Source organism: Labrenzia sp. 011, from assembly GCF_003075075.1.
Lineage (GTDB): Bacteria > Pseudomonadota > Alphaproteobacteria > Rhizobiales > Stappiaceae > Roseibium.
Window position 1 is genome coordinate 26509 of sequence record NZ_QCYM01000025.1, and the last position, 16675, is coordinate 43183.

A 16675-nucleotide genomic window follows, 5' to 3' on the forward strand; every position below is an offset into this window, starting at 1 on the left:
CGGCCTGCCCGTATCCGCATGAAGGCCCGGGAAAGCGGATGGATCGAGGTCGTGACACCGGGCTGCCGCCCGGCTGGCGATTTTGTCCTTTGCCTTTCTTCGGCTATTCATGCAATGACTCATGAAGGGCGGAGACGCGCAGTGCAGGTCCAGGACGTCAAGCAGGTGCTTTTCGAAGTGCTGGAGGATACGGGCTCGCGGAAGGTGGCCGCGCGTATTCTGCGCAAGACCCTTGTCGCCCTGATCATCGGCAATATCGTGCTGGCCGTTCTGGAAACGGTGCCGGAGGTCCGCGAACCCCTTGCCTCGCGTCTCAGGTTCATACAGCTCGGTTGCGGCGTCATATTCCTGATCGAATATATCCTGCGCATCTATGTCGCCGACCTGCATCCGCCGTTGCGCCGGTTCGGTCCCCTCTGGTCCCGCGTGCGATATGCCCTGCATCCGGATGCGATCGTCGACCTGCTGGGTGCGCTGCCGCTGCTCTTCGTGCTGTTTCTGCCGAACCAGGCAATCACCGTCGTCGTCATCCTGCGACTGCTGCGTTTTCTGAAACTCGCGCGCTATTCGCCGGCCCTGCGCTCGCTCATTTCGGCCGTGGTCGGGGAGAGGAAGGCGTTGCTCGGTTCGACCATGATCATCTTAGGGGTGGTTCTGCTCTCGGCGACGGTCATGTATCTGATCGAACACGAACATCAGCCGGAAAAATTCCGCAGCATCCTGCATGGAATGTATTGGGCGATCACCACCGTCACCACTGTCGGTTATGGCGACGTCGTGCCTGTGAGCAACCTGGGAAAGATGGTCGCCAGTCTGGTCATGATGCTGGGATATGGCCTCATCGCGCTGCCGGTGGGCATCATTGCCTCAGCCTTTGCCCGGGAAATTCACAGCCGGGATTTCGTCGTCACCTGGTCGATGGTCGCTCGGGTTCCCCTGTTCGAGGACCTGAAGGCGACGGAAATCGCCGAGGTCTCCAAGCTCCTGCAGGCGCACAATGTGCGCAAGGGCGAAACGATTGCCGAGAAAGGGGCGGTTGCCGACCGGATGTTCTTCATTTTCGACGGCGAGGTGGAGATCAGGCTGCCGCATGAAACGGTCTATCTCGGCGAGGGAAGCTTCTTCGGCGAGCTGGCGCTGATCAACCAGACCCGGCGAACCGCGACCATTGTCGCCTGCCAGGACAGCCAGCTGCTGGTGCTGGAGGCAGGCGCCCTGCAACGCCTCATGGATCTGGACGAGGGGCTTGCCAAGAAGATCATGGACGAGGCAAAGACCCGGGCCCGCGCAGGCAAGAAGATTCTTGGCGAGCTTGCCGAGGAAGAACTGCAGCAGGCCGGTGTGTATGCGTCGATGGACAAGGCGCGCGAGGAGCCGGAACTCTTCACCGACAATGAAGAGAAGGAGACCGGGAAACCGGACAAGGATCCGTCCGGTGATGCCGGCTCCTAATGGGGGGTGAGACCGGGGGGCAACTGGGCGTAGAGCGGATCCCCCTGCCAGAAGACATCCGTCGGCCCGATGACGAAATCCACCAGATTCCAGCGGCCGTACTGATGCCGGAGCAGCGCGTAGGTCACCAGCCCGCCCATATATTCAGCGTCATTGGCAAATGTGGTGCGCGCGATGTCTATGGCGCCGCCGCCCGGCCGCTGGGGGCTGAGCTGGACAAAGGCCCAGCCATGGCCGGAACGCATCCAGTTGACAACGAATTCGACCGGCGGACCGAGGCGGGCCTCCACCATGGGGCGCACCGCATTGAGCAGTTCGCTGCGTTCAGCGGTGCCGCGCGCCGGTTCGTGCACGCCCTGGGCGCGTGCGACCACAGGGGCGGCGACCAGCAGGAGCGCGCTCAAGAAAAATGCTGCAAGGTATTGCGAATAAAGAAAAAAGCGTCTCTCTTGAGAAAATGATTCAATCATTGTCGGCCCGTTGGTGTTTTCCGCGTCCGATTGAACGCAGCCTGGATGTCCGGTTCCTTATAGTCGACCGGCTTCACGGCCTTCAATCGATTCCGGCTGTCGGTCCGTTGAAGCGAAGCGTGTTCGACCATGGTCAGGAAAACGTAACATGAAAATCATCGGACTGCTGGGCGGCATGAGCTGGGAGAGCACCGCCGTCTACTACCAGATGCTCAACCGCATGGCGCGTGAACGGCTCGGCGGGCTGCATTCGGTCAAATGTCTGCTGTGGTCGTTCGATTTTGCCGAGATCGAGGCTGCCCAGGCAGCAGGGGACTGGGGCAAGGCAACGGACATGATGGTCGAAGCGGCCCGCAACCTGGAGCGCGGCGGCGCGCAGTGCCTGGTGATCTGCACCAATACGATGCACAAGATGGCCGGGGAGGTGCAGGCGGCGGTTTCCATTCCGCTGATTCATATTGCCGATGCCACCGCGCCGGCTATCCTGGAGGCAGGCTGCAAGGCACCGCTTCTGCTCGCAACCGCCTACACGATGGAGCAGGATTTCTACAAGGGACACCTGAAGGCGGCGCATGGTGTCGAGGTCCGGGTGCCGGGGCCGGACGACCGGGAGGAGATCCACCGGATCATCTATGAGGAACTCTGTCGCGGCGAAATCTGGGCCGATTCCAAGGCGACTTTTCTGGAGGTGGTCGCGAAGGAAGCAGCTGCGGGCGCGGACGGGGTCATTTTCGGCTGCACGGAAATCGGTCTGCTGGCCTCGGCCGAGGATTTCGCGATACCGGCCTTTGATACCACAGAGCTGCATGCGAAGGCGGCGCTTGATTTCGCGCTTGGTGCGCAGGCCAGCCAGGGTTAGGTCCGCGTCGCCGGTTCCGTTGCCTGAAATGCCGCCCATGACTTGACGACGTCCAGCCAGGCGGTGAGCCGGGGGGCGGCCCTGAGCAGCAGCGCGCCTTCCTCCGCCTTGTGAAACAGCGCGAGCATCGGCGCGGCATGGCAATCGGCGAGGGTCGGCTGGGCGCCGGACAGGAACGGCCCCGGCCCGGCCAGGGTTTCGAGCGCTGCGACGACCTTTCGCGCCGGGCCAAGGGCGCAGGAGATCCCGACCTCGTCGGACACCCCGCCATCGCGGGGTTTGACCACCCGTTCCACATAGATGTCCCAGACAAGGGTACGATAGGCGTAGGAATCGAGGATCGACTGGATCTGCGTCATGCGGGCGCGGTCCCGGGGCGTGTCGGGCTGCAGGGATGGGCCGTCAAAGGCCTCGTCCACATAGCGCAGGATGGCGGTGGTTTCATGGAGGGCAAAGTCGCCGTGCCTCAAAGCCGGAATCCTGCCGAACGGGTGCAGGTCGAGATAGTCGTCGGGTGGTCCTTGCGGCGCGAAGACGTCAATCGGGTGCAGCCGGCAGGGGACACCCTTTTGCGCAAGTGCCAGCCGGACGGCGCGCACGTAAACCGAATAATCCGCTCCATAAAGATCAATCATCGTGCGTCCAGCCTGAAGAGACGAAGCCTGTGGTTTGCCTCGGTGAGGCGCCAGCCCTTCCCGGGGGGAAGATCGACCGGTCCGGCCCGCGGCGTCCTCAGCTTTCCGATTGTCGGCACCCGGCTTCTGCTCGGTTCCCGGACAACCGGGAGCGTAGAGCAACTTGCTTGCGGTTGGAATCATTTCCATGCGGAAAGGCCATGATTGCGCAAACATGCAAGTCCGGCATCCCCGCGAACCAGCCGCTCGTCTCCGGGGAAGCTCCGCCGGTTCCGGTCATGCTCCGGAAGCGCGTCCTCGCCCTGGGGCTACTCGCGGTACCGCTTTCGTCAGAAGGGGCAGGGGAGCATCAACCTGCTCCGGAAACGCGTGGACCCCGGTTCTGCGCTCCGCTTGGCCGGGGAGGTCCGGAGGAGGGGCCGGGGGGCTGCTCCGCAAACGCCTGTGATGGTGGGCATCGCTGGCTGCGAGTGAACCTCGGCGCAGCACTTGGCTGGGTATTGCGCAAGGGCGCCTGAAGATCAGCAGACGCCGGGACCGGGAGATGGTCCCTGGCGCCTGCATCCGCCGTCCTTATTTTTCGTTCATGGCCTTGGCCAGATTTTCCTCGATCTTGTCGAGGAAGCCGGTGGTGGTCAGCCAGGACTGGTCCGGGCCGACGAGCAGGGCCAGATCCTTGGTCATATAGCCGGATTCCACGGTCTTGATGCAGACGCTTTCCAGGGTCTTGGCGAAACTGGCCAGCTTGTCGTTGCCGTCGAGTTTGGCCCGGTGGGCGAGGCCCCGCGTCCAGGCGAAGATCGAGGCAATGGAGTTGGTGGATGTGCTCTCGCCCTTCTGGTGCTGGCGATAGTGGCGGGTGACGGTACCATGCGCGGCTTCCGCCTCGACGGTCTGGCCATCCGGGCTCATCAGAACCGAGGTCATCAGGCCAAGGGAGCCGAAGCCCTGGGCAACTGTGTCGGACTGGACGTCGCCGTCATAGTTCTTGCAGGCCCAGACGTAGCCGCCGGACCATTTCAGGGAGGAGGCGACCATGTCGTCGATCAGGCGGTGCTCGTACCAGATGCCGGCTTCTGCGTATTTGTCCTTGAACTCGGCCTCGTAGATTTCCTCGAAGATATCCTTGAAGCGGCCGTCATAGGCTTTCAGGATGGTGTTCTTCGTGGACAGGTAACAGGGCACCGCACGCTGCAGGGCATAGTTGAGCGACGCGCGGGCGAAGTCGCGGATCGAATCGTCGAGGTTGTACATGGCCATCGCGACGCCGGCGGAGGGCGCGTCATAGACCTCGCGCTCGATCACTTCACCATCCTCGCCGGTAAAGGTGATGGTCAGCTTGCCCTTGCCCGGAAAGCGGAAATCCGTGGCGCGGTACTGGTCGCCGAAGGCATGGCGGCCGACGATGATCGGCTGGGTCCAGCCGGGCACCAGGCGCGGCACGTTCTGCATGATGATCGGTTCGCGGAAGATGACGCCGCCGAGAATGTTGCGGATCGTGCCGTTGGGGGAGCGGTACATGCGTTTCAGGCCGAATTCCTCGACCCGGGCCTCGTCCGGCGTGATGGTGGCGCATTTGATGCCGACGCCGTGTTCCTTGATCGCATTGGCCGCATCGACGGTGATCTGGTCATCGGTCTCGTCGCGCTTCTCGATCGACAGGTCGTAGTACAGCAGGTCGACGTCGAGATAGGGATGGATCAGCTTGTCCTTGATAAGCTGCCAGATGATCCGGGTCATCTCGTCGCCATCGAGTTCGACAACCGGATTATCGACTTTGATCTTTGCCATGGGAGTTTGGCCTCGTGTTCATTGATTGAATGGATGGGGATGTGCAGCAGTTGCAACTCTCTGGAGAGATGCTTTAGCAGAATATTATTGTGTGCGCTTGTATACAATGAAGGTTTCTCAGGCAAGGGGCGGAATTCTGTTGTCCGCTGACAATCGGGGCCTTGCCGCTACTTTTTCCCCTATGGTCCCCGATCTCATGAGCATGGGGTTTCACCCGTTCCCGTTCGGCCTGGAACATTGCCCGCGCCGCCTCAAGGGCCCTGCCGGTGGTTGCGTAGGCGGCGCGTTCCAGCAGGCAGGCGGGTGTGTCTTCGGAGCGGCCGAGAGAGAGAAGTTCCACTGAGTCGAGGGCGGCATAGACGTCGGCGAGGGGGATTTCGGTGAGCGGCTTTTCCAGAACCCAGCCGCCGCCATGCCCCCGGGCGGAGCCGACGAAGCCCGCCTCGCGCAGACCCGCCATGGTGCGGCGGACCAGGGACGGATTGGTATTGAGCATCCTGCCGATCTGCTCTGACGTTACCGGTTCTTCCGCCCGCGCCAGGAGCAAAAGCACATGAAGCACGGGCAGCAGACGGCTGTCGGTGCGCAATTTCCTGTCTCCGCGTTTGCCATTCCGGTCTTCCGCTGTGCGCCAGGGTCGATGATACCCTGACCCTGATAGGGAAACGCCGGATCTGTACCCGAGGTTGCGCGAAAAGGCGAGGGGATGGCGAGGCGGCGGACTGAGTGTCGGGACCCTCCATCGAGCCCCGTCGCAAGTGGCGTCTTTTCCCTGAAAGGGCAGGTCCGTTCGCAGGCAGGCGCGGCGGCTGCGAATTCACGACAGAAATTGGCGAGAATTCGCTTGCAGTCCCGCGGCAATCGCTGCAAATCTAGTCTGTGAGATGGTTCTGCCTGAACAAGCGTGACGGCGGATCAAATGGGAACACGGTGCGGCGTACCCAACAGGGACCAATACCGTGGCTGCCCCCGCAACTGTAAGCGGTGAGCGATGCCCTTCAGCCACTGGCCTTTTGGCTGGGAAGGCGGGCAGAGCGGAGACCCGCGAGCCAGGAGACCTGCCATCCGAAGGCTTTTCGCGAAAAGCCAATCAGAAACCCTGTTCGCGCACGGAGGGTGCGCAAAGGAGACAGACATGCATATCGAACCCGGTGTCGTTGACGGTGCCAAGACCCTTCTCAGCTACGGCACGGCCGTGGCGTCCTTCGGCCTTCTGGGCAAAATGGCGCTCGATACCATCCGCAAGAGCGGCGTGGCGAGCCTTGCCGTGCGCTCGGTGATCACCACGCTTCTGGTGTTTTCCTTCTTCGAACTGCTGCCGCATTATCCGGTCGGCGTTTCGGAAGTCCACTTCATCCTCGGCTCGACGCTGTTCCTGATGTTCGGGGCCGGGCCGGCGGCCATCGGTCTGGCCGCAGGCCTGCTGTTGCAGGGCCTGCTGTTCGCGCCGTTCGACCTGCCGCAATACGGCATCAACGTCACCACGCTGATCGTGCCGCTGTGGGCCGTTGGCGCCGTGGCCACGAAGCTCATCCCGCAGAAGACAGCCTATGTGGACGTGTCCTATGCCCAGGCTCTGGCCCTTTCGACCACCTATCAGGGCGGTGTCGTTGCCTGGGTCGCTTTCTGGGCCTTCTACGGCCAGGGCTTCGGTGCGGAGAACATGGTCTCGGTCGGAGCCTTCGGCGCGGCCTATATGCTTGTGGTCATTGGTGAGCCGCTGGCGGATCTCGCCGTTCTGGCTGCCGCCAAGACCCTGGCGCCCTTCACCAGAAACATGGCCTTCAACGCCCGGCTGCACGAGGCCGCCGTCTAGGTTCCACGGCTTTATTCGAAACCGGAAGGGGCGGCCATCGGGCCGCCCTTTTTGTGTCTGCTTGTTTGATCCGGCGCTCCGGCGATATCAGCAGGCGGTCGGCTGAGGCGGAACTATTCCTGGCCGCCATTGCGCAAATTCGCGCGCAATGTGTCGAGTCTGGCTTTCAGGTCCTTCAGTTCCGTTAGGGAAAGCCCGGTGGCCTCGGCAATGCATTGCGGTATCGCCTGGGCCTTCTTCTGGAGAGCTGTTCCTTCCGCCGTCAATGTGACGTTGACAACGCGCTGATCCTGCTCGTCCCGCACGCGCGACACCAGGCCCAGGGTCTCCAGACGTTTAAGCATCGGGGTCAGCGTGTTGTATTCCAGACTGAGGGCGTCGCCGATCTCCCTGACGGTGCGCCCGTCGCGCCGCCACAGCAGGGTCATGACCAAATATTGCGGATAGGTCAGCCCGATATCCCCCAGCAATGATCGATAAAGATTGTTGAAGGCCAGGTTGGACTCGTAGACCGCAAAACAGATGAAGTCGTCCAGCTCCGTATCCGGGCCTTGTTGTGTGGCGGCATTTGCCGCTCCGGCGGCTTCGCGCGGGTTTTGCTGATCAGACATGTTCCGTTCCTAAGCAGATTTTTTTCTCGGGGCAAGCATTGACAACCGGGGTGCATGCGCGCATATCAATCGTGCACGAGTTAATCGTTCGCGAGGTAAAAAGGAATGGCCTGATGGGAAACAAGACAGAATGGCCGGATGTCAGCCGCCGCCAGGCGTTGCTCGGTGGTGGCGCTCTCGGGCTCGGAATGATGATGACCCCGGCTTTCGGGGTGTCGACGGATCTTTCAAAACAGGAGAACTTGAAAATGACGACCTTCACGACTTCGGACGGCACAGAGATCTTCTACAAGGACTGGGGCCAGGGACAGCCGATCGTCTTCTCGCACGGCTGGCCGCTCTCGGCCGACGCCTGGGACGCGCAGATGCTGTTTTTCGGACAGAACGGCTTCCGGGTCGTCGCTCATGACCGGCGCGGACACGGCCGCTCCAGCCAGCCCTGGGACAACAACAACATGGACCGTTATGCCGATGACCTGGCCGAACTGATCGAGCGTCTCGACCTGCGCGACGTCATCCTGATCGGCCATTCGACCGGTGGCGGTGAGGTTGCCCACTATGTGGGGCGACATGGCAATGACCGGGTGGCGAAGGTTGTTCTGGTTGGGGCAGTTCCTCCCCTGATGCTGAAGACAGCGGACAATCCGGATGGAACGCCGCTGGAGGTCTTCAATGGCATTCGCCAGGGGACGGCCTATAACCGTTCGCAGTTCTTCAAGGATCTGACAATCCCCTTCTATGGCTTCAACCGCGAGGGCGTGGAAACCAACGAGGGGCTGCGCGAGAGCTTCTGGCTGCAGGGCATGGCGGGCGGGATCAAGGGTCAGTACGACTCGATCCACGAATTCTCCGAAGTGGACTATACGGCCGACCTCAAGGCGATTGCCCGGCCGACTCTGATCGTCCACGGGGGGGACGATCAGATCGTTCCTATCAAGGCCTCCGCCCACCGGGCGGCCGAGATCGTCTCCGACGCGACCCTGAAGATCTATCCGGATGGCAGCCACGGCCTGGCGCAGCTTCAGGCGGAAGAGTTCAACAAAGACGTTCTGGCCTTCATCCGGGGCTGAGGCCTTCTGGTGAAAACAAAAAAGGGCGGCCCGGAGCCGCCCTTTTGCCGTTTTGGCTTTTCTGACGGATCAGCCGATGATGCCGTTCAGCGTCGCACTCGGACGCATGGCGGCGGCGACCTTTTGCTGCGGAGCGTGGTAATAGCCCCCGAGATCGGCGGGTGATCCCTGAACGCTGTTCAGTTCGCCGACGATGGTCTGCTCGTTGCTGCGAAGCGCCTCGGCGATCGGAGCGAAATAGGCTTTCAGCTCCGCGTCCTTGTCCTGGGCGGCCAGGGCCTCGGCCCAGTAGAGAGCGACGTAGAAATGGCTGCCGCGGTTGTCGAGGCCTCCGACCTTGCGGGACGGGGACTTGTCGTTGTCGAGCAGCTTTTCAACCGCCCCGTCCAGGGTTTCGGCCAGGATTGCCGCCTTGGTGTTGCCCCGGGTGTTGGCGAGATGTTCCAGGGAGGCTCCGAGGGCGCAGAATTCGCCAAGGGAGTCCCAGCGCAGATAGTTTTCCTCGATGAGCTGCTGGACGTGCTTGGGAGCGGAGCCGCCGGCCCCGGTTTCGAACAGGCCGCCGCCGTTCATCAGCGGAACGATGGAGAGCATCTTTGCGGAGGTGCCGACTTCCAGGATCGGATAGAGATCCGTCAGGTAGTCGCGCAGCACGTTACCGGTGATGGAAATCGTGTCCTCGCCGCGGGCGATCCGCTCGGTGGTGAACCGGGCGGCGTCTTCCGGTGCCATGATCTTCAGGTCGAGACCGCTCGTGTCATGTTCGGGCAGATAGGCTTCGACCTTCTTGATCAGTTCCGCGTCGTGGGCGCGGTTCTTGTCCAGCCAGAAAATACCCGGCATGCCCGAAAGGCGCGCACGAGTGACGCCGAGCTTGACCCAGTCGCGGACCGGGGCGTCCTTGGTGCGGCAGGCGCGCCAGATATCGCCTTCCTCGACCGTGTGTTCGATCAGGGTGTTGCCGGCCTGATCGACGATGCGGATGGTGCCGTCCGCCGGTGCCTTGAAGGTCTGCGGATGGGATCCGTATTCCTCGGCCTTCTGGGCCATCAGGCCGACATTCGGCACGGTGCCCATCTTGGCCGGGTCGAGGGCGCCGTTTTCGCGGCAGAAATCGATCACGGCGGCATAAACGCCCGCGTAGGAGCTGTCCGGGATGACGCATTTCGCGTCGGCTTCCTTGCCGTCCGGACCCCAGCCCTTGCCGCCGGCGCGGATCAGGGCGGGCATGGAGGCGTCGATGATGACGTCGGAGGAGACGTGCAGATTGGTAAGCCCCTTGTCGGAGTTCACCATGTAGAGGGCCGGGCCGTTGTCGAGAGCCGCCTTGATGTCGGCCAGGATGGGCTTCGCCTCTGCGTCGGGAAGGGTCGCGACCTTGGCTTCCAGATCGCCGATGCCGAGATCCGGATTGACGCCGAGTTCGGCGAATTTGTCCGCATATTTGTCGAAGACGTCCTTCAGGAACACCCTGACGCAAAGGCCGAAGATAATCGGGTCGGACACCTTCATCATGGTGGCCTTCAGATGCAGGGAAAACAGCACGCCCTGATCCCTGGCGTCACGGATTTCCTTTTCCAGGAAAGCGGAAACGGCTTTCGCGCTCATGAAGGTTCCGTCGACGACGTCGCCTTCCTCAAGCTCGAAATCCTTCTTCAGGATGACCGGATCCGTGCCGGCGGCAACAAATTCGATCCGGGCGGTTCCGGCGGAAGCGGCCGGAACGGTGACGGATTTCTCGTTGGCGCGGAAATCGTCCGCTTCCATGGTGGCGACATGTGTCTTGGAGGTCGGCAGCCACGCGCCCATGCGGTGCGGGTTCTTGCGGGCGTATTCCTTGACGGCTTTCGGTGCGCGACGGTCGGAATTGCCTTCCCGCAGAACCGGGTTCACGGCGGATCCCTTGATGGCGTCGTATTTCGCCTTGACGGTCTTTTCCTCGTCCGTTTGCGGCTCGGAAGGGTAGTCCGGCAGCTTGTAGCCCTGGGCCTGCAGTTCCTTGATCGCCGCGTTCAGCTGCGGCTGGGATGCGGAAATGTTCGGCAGCTTGATGACATTCGCCTCGGGCTTCTTGACCAGCGCACCGAGTTCGGCCAGATCGTCCGCCTGTTTCTGCTCGGGGGTCAGATACTCGGGGAAATTCGCCAGGATGCGGCCGGCAAGGGAAATATCCTTCGTGCCGATGGTCAGGCCGGCTGCCTTGGTGAAGGAACGGATGATCGGCAGGAACGAGGCGCTTGCCAGTTCCGGTGCCTCGTCGACCCTGGTGTAGATGATGTCGGCCATGACTCTCCCATTTCCTCGCGTTGGATGCATTGTTCTGTGGAGCGGTTATCGGACGCTCCGGATGGCATTTCGAGATGCGTATACAATTGTACGCAATCAATTGCCAGCCCTCCGGAAGTCGGAGGCGGCCCGTCCCGGAAAGTTCCAGGGCGTGACCTCATAACTGAAGACGAAATGGCGTGGGAAATGGCGAGTCCCGTCAGGAAGCGTGCGCGGAGCGGGCTTCCCGCCCGGTCAAGCACGGTTGACGACACGCAGTGATGCCATTTCCATGTCCTTCGGATTTGACCGAACTGGTCCTCCTCTGCGTCGCGAAGGGCTTGAAAATGAACCACATTTCCTGCGCTTTCGCTCCCTGATGAAGGCCTGGCCGCTTCAAACCATTTCATCTTTAATCATGAGGTCACACCCTAGCAAAGGCTCACGAAAAGGCAATCGCAAGCTGGGGCCAGGGAGCACGCCTGGTCAGCTGCGGGGCTTCCAGAAATCAGCCGCGGATTCCGGCATTTTTGCCAGAATCCGGTCCAGTTGCCGTTCATCGATGGAAGACCGCCGCAGGGCCGTGGCCACATCCTCGATTGCGGTGTCCGGAGCGGTGTTGTGGTCCCGCCGCAGGGATTGGACCTGCCGGCTCAGTGCGGCCCGGTCCGGAAAGGGAGGGGGCAGCTCTCCTGGCTGCAAGTCCTCGGCCCAGTCCTCGACGAAGATCGCGCGGGTCACGGCGGGCAGGACGTTTGAAAATTCGAGGGCCTGTTGCACGGTCAGGTGGGAACGGAAGGTGTGAAGGACGGCGCGCAAGGTGTGATAGGCCTGATGATGAGACTGCAGCATGCAGATATCGCGGACATCCAGAAGAAAGGCGTCGAAATCCAGGGACGCGTGGAAATAGGTTTGCGGCATGGGCATGGCAGATGCGTGATTCCCATCGTTATTTCTACCTATTATTACCCGCATCATGCGACGGCGTCATGATTTTTCTCAAAAGAATCAACAATTTGGGGTTGTCCTTCGGTTGTTGTGTCCGGGCGTGGTCGTGGCGGCGAGCGCGTTGGACGCACGGGAAAATCCGGTCGAAGCAGCTTCCCATTTTTTCAAGAACCGGCTAAATCCGGGCCTCATGAGCAAGAACGCGAATATCAGGGAAGAGGCACGTGCGGTGACGGCCAGGCCGCCGGCAGTGATTTTGTGCGAACCGCAGCTTGGCGAGAACATCGGCACGGCGGCGCGGGCGATGGCGAATTTCGGGCTGTCGGACTTGAGAATCGTCAACCCGCGGGACGGCTGGCCGAGCGAAAAGGCCCGTGCTGCCGCCAGCGGTGCGGATCATGTCATCGACAGGGTGCAGGTCTTCGACAGTGTCGAGGCGGCTGTCGCCGACCTGCAATTCGTGTTCGCGACGACGGCCCGCTCGCGGGAGGTGTCCAAACCCGTTCGCGGGCCGGACGAGGCCGCGGCCAAATCCGTCGAACTCGGCGAGAAAGGCAGCGCGACCGGCTATCTGTTCGGCCGGGAACGCTGGGGCCTCAACAATGAGGAAATCGCGCTGACCGATGAAATCGTCACCTTGCCCGTGGATCCGGATTTCGCCTCCCTGAACATTGCCCAGGCGGTGCTGGTGTGTGCCTATGAATGGCGCCGCACCGCCACGACCGGCGCGTTGCCCTTCCTGTTGTCGGAAGAGGTGCACCCGCCGGCGAAGAAGGACGATATCGTGCGCTTCTTCGAACATCTGGAAGGGGCGTTGGACGCGGCGACATTCTTCCGGCCGCCCGAACGCCGTCCGCATATGGTCCGCACCCTGCGCAACATCTTCCAGAAGGCGGAACTGACCGATCAGGAGGTTCGTTCGTTGCGCGGTGTGATCGCCGCGCTGGAAAAGCGGGAAACGCGGCCTCGCAAGAAACGCGGCGGCAACAGCGGTGAGCAATGAGGCCTCCCCGTGACCCGGCCCGGACCGGTTCTCTTCTTCGATTCCGGAATCGGCGGGCTGACGGTGCTGCGCGAAGCACGCTATCTGCTGCCCTATGAACACCTGATTTATGTGGCCGACGATGCTGCGTTTCCGATCGGGCGCTGGCCAGAAGCCGATCTCAAGGCGCGAATTCTGGCGCTTTTCGCGGAGCTGATCGCCACGCATCGCCCGAAAGCGGTGGTCATTGCCTGCAACACGGCGTTCACCCTTGCCGGTGAGGCCTTGCGCGAGGCGCATCCCAGGGTCCCCTTTGTCGGCACGGTTCCGGCAATCAAGCCGGCGGCGGAGCGCACCTCTTCCGGTCTGATCTCGGTGCTGGCGACGCCGGGCACGGTGCGCAGGGCCTATACGAGGGGCCTGATCGACAGTTTCGCCGGCCGGTGCCATGTGCGTCTGGTGGGATCCGACACGCTGGCGGAGCTGGCGGAACGGCACATGCGCGGCGGAGGCGTTGCGGACGAGGTGCTTCTGGCGGAAATCTCGGACTGCTTTGTGGAGCGGGACGGGCAGCGCACCGACATCGTCGTGCTGGCCTGCACCCATTATCCGCTGCTGGCCAACCGTTTCCGCAGGATCGCGCCCTGGCCGGTCGACTGGCTGGATCCGGCGGAAGCCATCGCGCGGCAACTGGTGCGGGTTCTTGGCCCCAACGCGGCGGAGATACCGGCGCAGACGCCGGACTGCGCCATCTTCACCTCAGGCCCGCAGGACCCGGCGCTGCGCCGGCTTCTGGCCGGTTTCGGGCTGGTTCTGGCCAATGAACATGGCGTCAGGCCGCAAGAGACTTGACCGCCAGGCCGTCATCGGACCGCTTGGCGGCCCGTTTCAGTTCCCAGATCTCGTCGTTGAGCCGGTCCGGGTGCAGGGTCGTGTTTCTCGGCAGGGTCAATATCGAGATGGAGCACTGGAGCAGCGGGAACTGCCGGGTGGTGCCGAACCGGTCCTGGGCCTCGATGTAGCCCTGGGCCCGGTGCTCCGGCTCATAGAAGCTTTCCACGTCCACGCGGAAGGCGCGCTGGAGGCTCAGAAGCTTCGAGGCGACATCCGTCAGATCCGTGTTGTGGAAGCCGACGAAAAAGTCGTCACCGCCAAGATGCCCCACGAAGGTGCCGCTGCCGGAAATATGACGCTGCAGCAACTCGCTGAACAGGATGATGGCCCTGTCGCCCTGTCGGTAGCCGTAGGTATCGTTGAAAGGCTTGAAATTGTCGAAATCCAGATAGCACAGGTGCCGGACCTTGGTGCCCTTTCCCGCCGTCCGGGAGATGAAGCGCATGATGGCGCCGTTTCCCGGCAGACGGGTGAGGGGATTCTGGTCCTGGGCCTCCTGCAGGCGCTTTTCGTGGATGATTTTCAGCAGGGAGGTTGCGGACAGAAAGCCGCTGTAGCGAAAGTTCTCGGTGATGATGATGCCGTCCGAATTGATCGAGGAGGCAAATGTCACCAGAAGCATGTCCGCATTGGAATCGATATCGGCAACCGGGCATGCCCGGACAAAGGAGCGAAGCGGGAAATCCAGTGCCGCGCGGCTATCCTCGTCCCCGGGAGCGCCCGCATAAAGATAGGCCTTCAGATCCCGCTCGTGGATAAGGCCGCGGGGCTCCCTGTTGGGATCGAGCACCGGAATGACACTGGCGTCCTGGTTGTGCACGGCCATGTCGAGAAGCTCGTTCATGGAGGCATCGTACCGGATGGTCGGCAGGGGCAGGAGTTCGGCGCGGATGCGCTCCTGATCCTCCTGCCGCTCGTGGTCCGCGCCGGCCGGCCGGATATGGTCGTAAAAGAGCCGGGCCCGGGCAGGATCCTGGAAGGGATCGGCAACGAACTCGCCCTGGATGAGATCGCAGCCCGCGTCCCGGCAGGCCTTGAATTCGCGTTCGGTTTCCACGCCTTCGGCAATCACCCGTGCTCCCAGGACCCGTGCGAGGTTCGTGACGGTGGTGACGAACAGTTTCCGTTGCGGGTCGCTGTCGATGCCGTTCAGGAAAAAGCGGTCGATCTTGACGAAGTCGGGCGAGAGGTCATGCAGGAGCCGCAGCTCGGACGATCCGCGTCCGAAATCGTCAAGCACGATCAGAAAGCCGAGTTGCCTGAGGGCGCTGATGGCATGATGGGTGACATCGCTGAAGGTCTGCCGGTGGCGCTCTGAAAATTCCAGGCAGATGTGGTTCGGATCGAGGCCGGCATCACGGACCATGGCGGCCAGTTGCATGCGTGGATCGTTCTCCTCGCCGAGCTTGCGCGAATCCAGTTTGAAGTAGAGCTTGGAATCATGAGCGATGTTCAGGTCGCTGAACTGTTCCAGTGCCTTGCGCAGAAGCGAGAACTCCAATTGCGGCAGGAACCCTTCCGCATTGGCATGATCGAAGAGCTCCCCGGGACAGGCGGCACCGAACTGTTCGCAGTTGCGGATCCGGGCTTCATATCCGTAGACCACGCCCGTTCCGATGTCGGCGACAGGCTGCAGCGCGTATTCCAGCTTCTCCAGCATGGTGCTCATTGAAACACCCGGAGACGCCGGGCTGAAGAGACCAGTCTCCGGGGCTGTAGTCCGATGAGCTGACATATCGATCCTTAATCAAGAAGGTCTGCAGGTTGAGACTTCCGTCGGGCAATGGGCATTTTGAGCAGGCAGTTAAATTGTTATAATTAGCTATAGTTGTAACGTCGATTGCATAGTGAAAAACCGCAATTAAAAAAATCTAAATTTATGCATTGTTTTTTGCCGTACAGGCTTCCGGCGGCCATCTGGCGCGCAAATATCGGGAAATCCGATCCAAAAGGCCGGTTTTTCCGGCGCGGCAGCCACCCCCTGCATTGACATTTGAGGGAGTGGCTTGTATCTCCGCGCGGTCCGGCAGGCTTTTGTCTTGCCGGATCTACGCACCCGTGGGTATCCGGCCGGCGCCGTCTAGCCGGGTCCCTGTCGATCCTTCCGATCCGTTCAACACGGGCCGCAGGATAAAGGAGGGCGCGTTTCCTTGATAGAACAACAACGCGAATTCAAAGGAAACCGCGATGTCAAAGCGCCACAGCGTTAAGTACAAAATCGACCGCCGGATGGGCGAAAACATCTGGGGTCGTCCGAAGAGCCCGGCCAACAAGCGTGAATACGGTCCGGGTCAGCACGGCCAGCGCCGCAAGGGCAAACTGTCCGACTTCGGTGTCCAGCTTCGTGCCAAGCAGAAGCTCAAGGGCTACTACGGCAACATTTCCGAAAAGCAGTTCCGCAAGGTTTACGCCGAAGCGTCCCGTCAGAAGGGCGATACGTCCGAAAACCTGATCGGCCTGCTGGAGCGCCGTCTGGATGCGATCGTTTATCGCGCCAAGTTCGTTCCGACCGTGTTTGCTGCCCGTCAGTTCATCAACCACGGCCACATCAAGGTCAACGGCAAGCGCGTCAACATCGCGAGTTACCAGGTGCGTCCGGGTGATCTCATCGAAGTTCGCGAAAAGTCCCGCCAGCTTGCTCTGGTTCTGGAAGCCGTCCAGTCGGCCGAACGCGATGTTCCCGACTACATCGATGTGGACCATGCGAAGATGACCGCGACCTACACTCGTATTCCGGGCTTCTCCGATGTGCCGTATCCGGTGCAGATGGAACCGAATCTGGTGGTCGAATTCTATTCGCGGTAATCAGCCGCCGAATACGGATCACGAGAAGGCCCGCCAAACCGGCGGGCCTTTTTTGTTTTCGCTCATACGGGCCTGAG

Annotated in this window: 16 protein-coding genes and 1 riboswitch; of the genes, 8 read left to right on the plus strand and 8 right to left on the minus strand. The window is 61.6% G+C overall.

The window, feature by feature from the left end:
• The first annotated feature begins 141 nt into the window (after positions 1 to 141).
• The gene (locus DCO57_RS19730) at positions 142 to 1452 is read left to right on the plus strand and encodes a cyclic nucleotide-gated ion channel (protein WP_208978052.1); all 1311 of its coding nucleotides are present in this window, start codon (positions 142 to 144) and stop codon (positions 1450 to 1452) included.
• Here the strand turns inward: DCO57_RS19730 and DCO57_RS19735 are convergent.
• Positions 1449 to 1856, minus strand: a complete 408-nt coding sequence (locus DCO57_RS19735) for a hypothetical protein (protein WP_208978053.1) — start codon at positions 1854 to 1856, stop codon at positions 1449 to 1451. The genes DCO57_RS19730 and DCO57_RS19735 overlap by 4 nt on opposite strands.
• 5 nt (positions 1857 to 1861) lie before the next feature.
• Here DCO57_RS19735 and DCO57_RS23610 point away from each other — a divergent pair, with 5 nt between their 5' ends.
• The gene (locus tag DCO57_RS23610; RefSeq protein WP_165814792.1) at positions 1862 to 2074 is read left to right on the plus strand and encodes a hypothetical protein; all 213 of its coding nucleotides are present in this window, start codon (positions 1862 to 1864) and stop codon (positions 2072 to 2074) included.
• Positions 2071 to 2781, plus strand: coding sequence for an aspartate/glutamate racemase family protein (locus DCO57_RS19740; protein WP_116700636.1), 711 nt, complete (start codon positions 2071 to 2073; stop codon positions 2779 to 2781). The genes DCO57_RS23610 and DCO57_RS19740 overlap by 4 nt, the downstream gene beginning before the upstream one ends.
• On the opposite strand, the gene DCO57_RS19745 is transcribed toward DCO57_RS19740, so the two are convergent.
• From DCO57_RS19745 to DCO57_RS19755, 3 genes are all read right to left on the minus strand, one after another.
• On the minus strand, positions 2778 to 3416 hold the full coding sequence (locus DCO57_RS19745; RefSeq protein ID WP_116700637.1) for a glutathione S-transferase family protein: 639 nt from the start codon (positions 3414 to 3416) through the stop codon (positions 2778 to 2780). The two genes, DCO57_RS19740 and DCO57_RS19745, sit on opposite strands and share 4 nt — an antisense overlap.
• Positions 3417 to 3989: 573 nt before the next feature.
• The gene (locus tag DCO57_RS19750; protein ID WP_116700638.1) at positions 3990 to 5207 is read right to left on the minus strand and encodes an NADP-dependent isocitrate dehydrogenase; all 1218 of its coding nucleotides are present in this window, start codon (positions 5205 to 5207) and stop codon (positions 3990 to 3992) included.
• Positions 5208 to 5280: 73 nt separating this feature from the next.
• The gene (locus tag DCO57_RS19755) at positions 5281 to 5796 is read right to left on the minus strand and encodes an Rrf2 family transcriptional regulator (RefSeq protein WP_208978054.1); all 516 of its coding nucleotides are present in this window, start codon (positions 5794 to 5796) and stop codon (positions 5281 to 5283) included.
• Between the two features lie 279 nt (positions 5797 to 6075).
• Positions 6076 to 6288: riboswitch (cobalamin riboswitch) on the plus strand.
• A gap of 54 nt (positions 6289 to 6342) precedes the next feature.
• Between DCO57_RS19755 and DCO57_RS19760 the strand changes: the two genes are divergently transcribed.
• Positions 6343 to 7023 carry an energy-coupling factor ABC transporter permease gene (locus DCO57_RS19760; RefSeq protein WP_116700639.1) on the plus strand — a complete coding sequence of 227 codons (681 nt, stop codon included), beginning with the start codon at positions 6343 to 6345 and terminating at the stop codon, positions 7021 to 7023.
• 113 nt (positions 7024 to 7136) lie between these two features.
• Here DCO57_RS19760 and DCO57_RS19765 read toward each other — a convergent pair whose 3' ends face one another.
• Positions 7137 to 7634, minus strand: a complete 498-nt coding sequence (locus DCO57_RS19765) for a MarR family transcriptional regulator (protein ID WP_116700640.1) — start codon at positions 7632 to 7634, stop codon at positions 7137 to 7139.
• A gap of 248 nt (positions 7635 to 7882) precedes the next feature.
• Here DCO57_RS19765 and DCO57_RS19770 point away from each other — a divergent pair, with 248 nt between their 5' ends.
• Positions 7883 to 8704 carry an alpha/beta hydrolase gene (locus tag DCO57_RS19770; protein ID WP_116700671.1) on the plus strand — a complete coding sequence of 274 codons (822 nt, stop codon included), beginning with the start codon at positions 7883 to 7885 and terminating at the stop codon, positions 8702 to 8704.
• A gap of 69 nt (positions 8705 to 8773) precedes the next feature.
• Here DCO57_RS19770 and DCO57_RS19775 read toward each other — a convergent pair whose 3' ends face one another.
• Positions 8774 to 10990 carry an NADP-dependent isocitrate dehydrogenase gene (locus DCO57_RS19775; RefSeq protein WP_116700641.1) on the minus strand — a complete coding sequence of 739 codons (2217 nt, stop codon included), beginning with the start codon at positions 10988 to 10990 and terminating at the stop codon, positions 8774 to 8776.
• Positions 10991 to 11455: 465 nt separating this feature from the next.
• Positions 11456 to 11896, minus strand: a complete 441-nt coding sequence (locus DCO57_RS19780; RefSeq protein ID WP_116700642.1) for a DUF2267 domain-containing protein — start codon at positions 11894 to 11896, stop codon at positions 11456 to 11458.
• 211 nt (positions 11897 to 12107) lie between these two features.
• Here DCO57_RS19780 and DCO57_RS19785 point away from each other — a divergent pair, with 211 nt between their 5' ends.
• Entirely contained in the window at positions 12108 to 12920 is an 813-nt protein-coding gene (locus DCO57_RS19785) for an RNA methyltransferase (RefSeq protein WP_116700672.1), read from the plus strand.
• 9 nt (positions 12921 to 12929) lie between these two features.
• Positions 12930 to 13751, plus strand: a complete 822-nt coding sequence (murI, locus tag DCO57_RS19790) for a glutamate racemase (RefSeq protein WP_116700643.1) — start codon at positions 12930 to 12932, stop codon at positions 13749 to 13751.
• Here the strand turns inward: murI and DCO57_RS19795 are convergent.
• Positions 13732 to 15462: an EAL domain-containing protein gene (locus DCO57_RS19795; RefSeq protein WP_208978055.1), complete on the minus strand. Its 1731-nt coding sequence runs from the start codon at positions 15460 to 15462 to the stop codon at positions 13732 to 13734. The two genes, murI and DCO57_RS19795, sit on opposite strands and share 20 nt — an antisense overlap.
• Positions 15463 to 15980: 518 nt before the next feature.
• Here DCO57_RS19795 and rpsD point away from each other — a divergent pair.
• Positions 15981 to 16598: a 30S ribosomal protein S4 gene (rpsD, locus tag DCO57_RS19800; protein ID WP_116700645.1), complete on the plus strand. Its 618-nt coding sequence runs from the start codon at positions 15981 to 15983 to the stop codon at positions 16596 to 16598.
• Positions 16599 to 16675: the final 77 nt, after the last annotated feature.

Bases quoted from the DNA above. Each gene is read 5' to 3' on its own strand.
- DCO57_RS23610 (WP_165814792.1), top strand. From the start codon at position 1,862: ATGCTGCAAGGTATTGCGAATAAAGAAAAAAGCGTCTCTCTTGAGAAA.
- DCO57_RS19740 (WP_116700636.1), top strand. From the start codon at position 2,071: ATGAAAATCATCGGACTGCTGGGCGGCATGAGCTGGGAGAGCACCGCC.
- DCO57_RS19745 (WP_116700637.1), bottom strand. From the start codon at position 3,416: ATGATTGATCTTTATGGAGCGGATTATTCGGTTTACGTGCGCGCCGTC.
- DCO57_RS19750 (WP_116700638.1), bottom strand. From the start codon at position 5,207: ATGGCAAAGATCAAAGTCGATAATCCGGTTGTCGAACTCGATGGCGAC.
- DCO57_RS19760 (WP_116700639.1), top strand. From the start codon at position 6,343: ATGCATATCGAACCCGGTGTCGTTGACGGTGCCAAGACCCTTCTCAGC.
- DCO57_RS19765 (WP_116700640.1), bottom strand. From the start codon at position 7,634: ATGTCTGATCAGCAAAACCCGCGCGAAGCCGCCGGAGCGGCAAATGCC.
- DCO57_RS19770 (WP_116700671.1), top strand. From the start codon at position 7,883: ATGACGACCTTCACGACTTCGGACGGCACAGAGATCTTCTACAAGGAC.
- DCO57_RS19775 (WP_116700641.1), bottom strand. From the start codon at position 10,990: ATGGCCGACATCATCTACACCAGGGTCGACGAGGCACCGGAACTGGCA.
- DCO57_RS19780 (WP_116700642.1), bottom strand. From the start codon at position 11,896: ATGCCCATGCCGCAAACCTATTTCCACGCGTCCCTGGATTTCGACGCC.
- DCO57_RS19785 (WP_116700672.1), top strand. From the start codon at position 12,108: ATGAGCAAGAACGCGAATATCAGGGAAGAGGCACGTGCGGTGACGGCC.
- DCO57_RS19795 (WP_208978055.1), bottom strand. From the start codon at position 15,462: ATGAGCACCATGCTGGAGAAGCTGGAATACGCGCTGCAGCCTGTCGCC.
- rpsD (WP_116700645.1), top strand. From the start codon at position 15,981: ATGTCAAAGCGCCACAGCGTTAAGTACAAAATCGACCGCCGGATGGGC.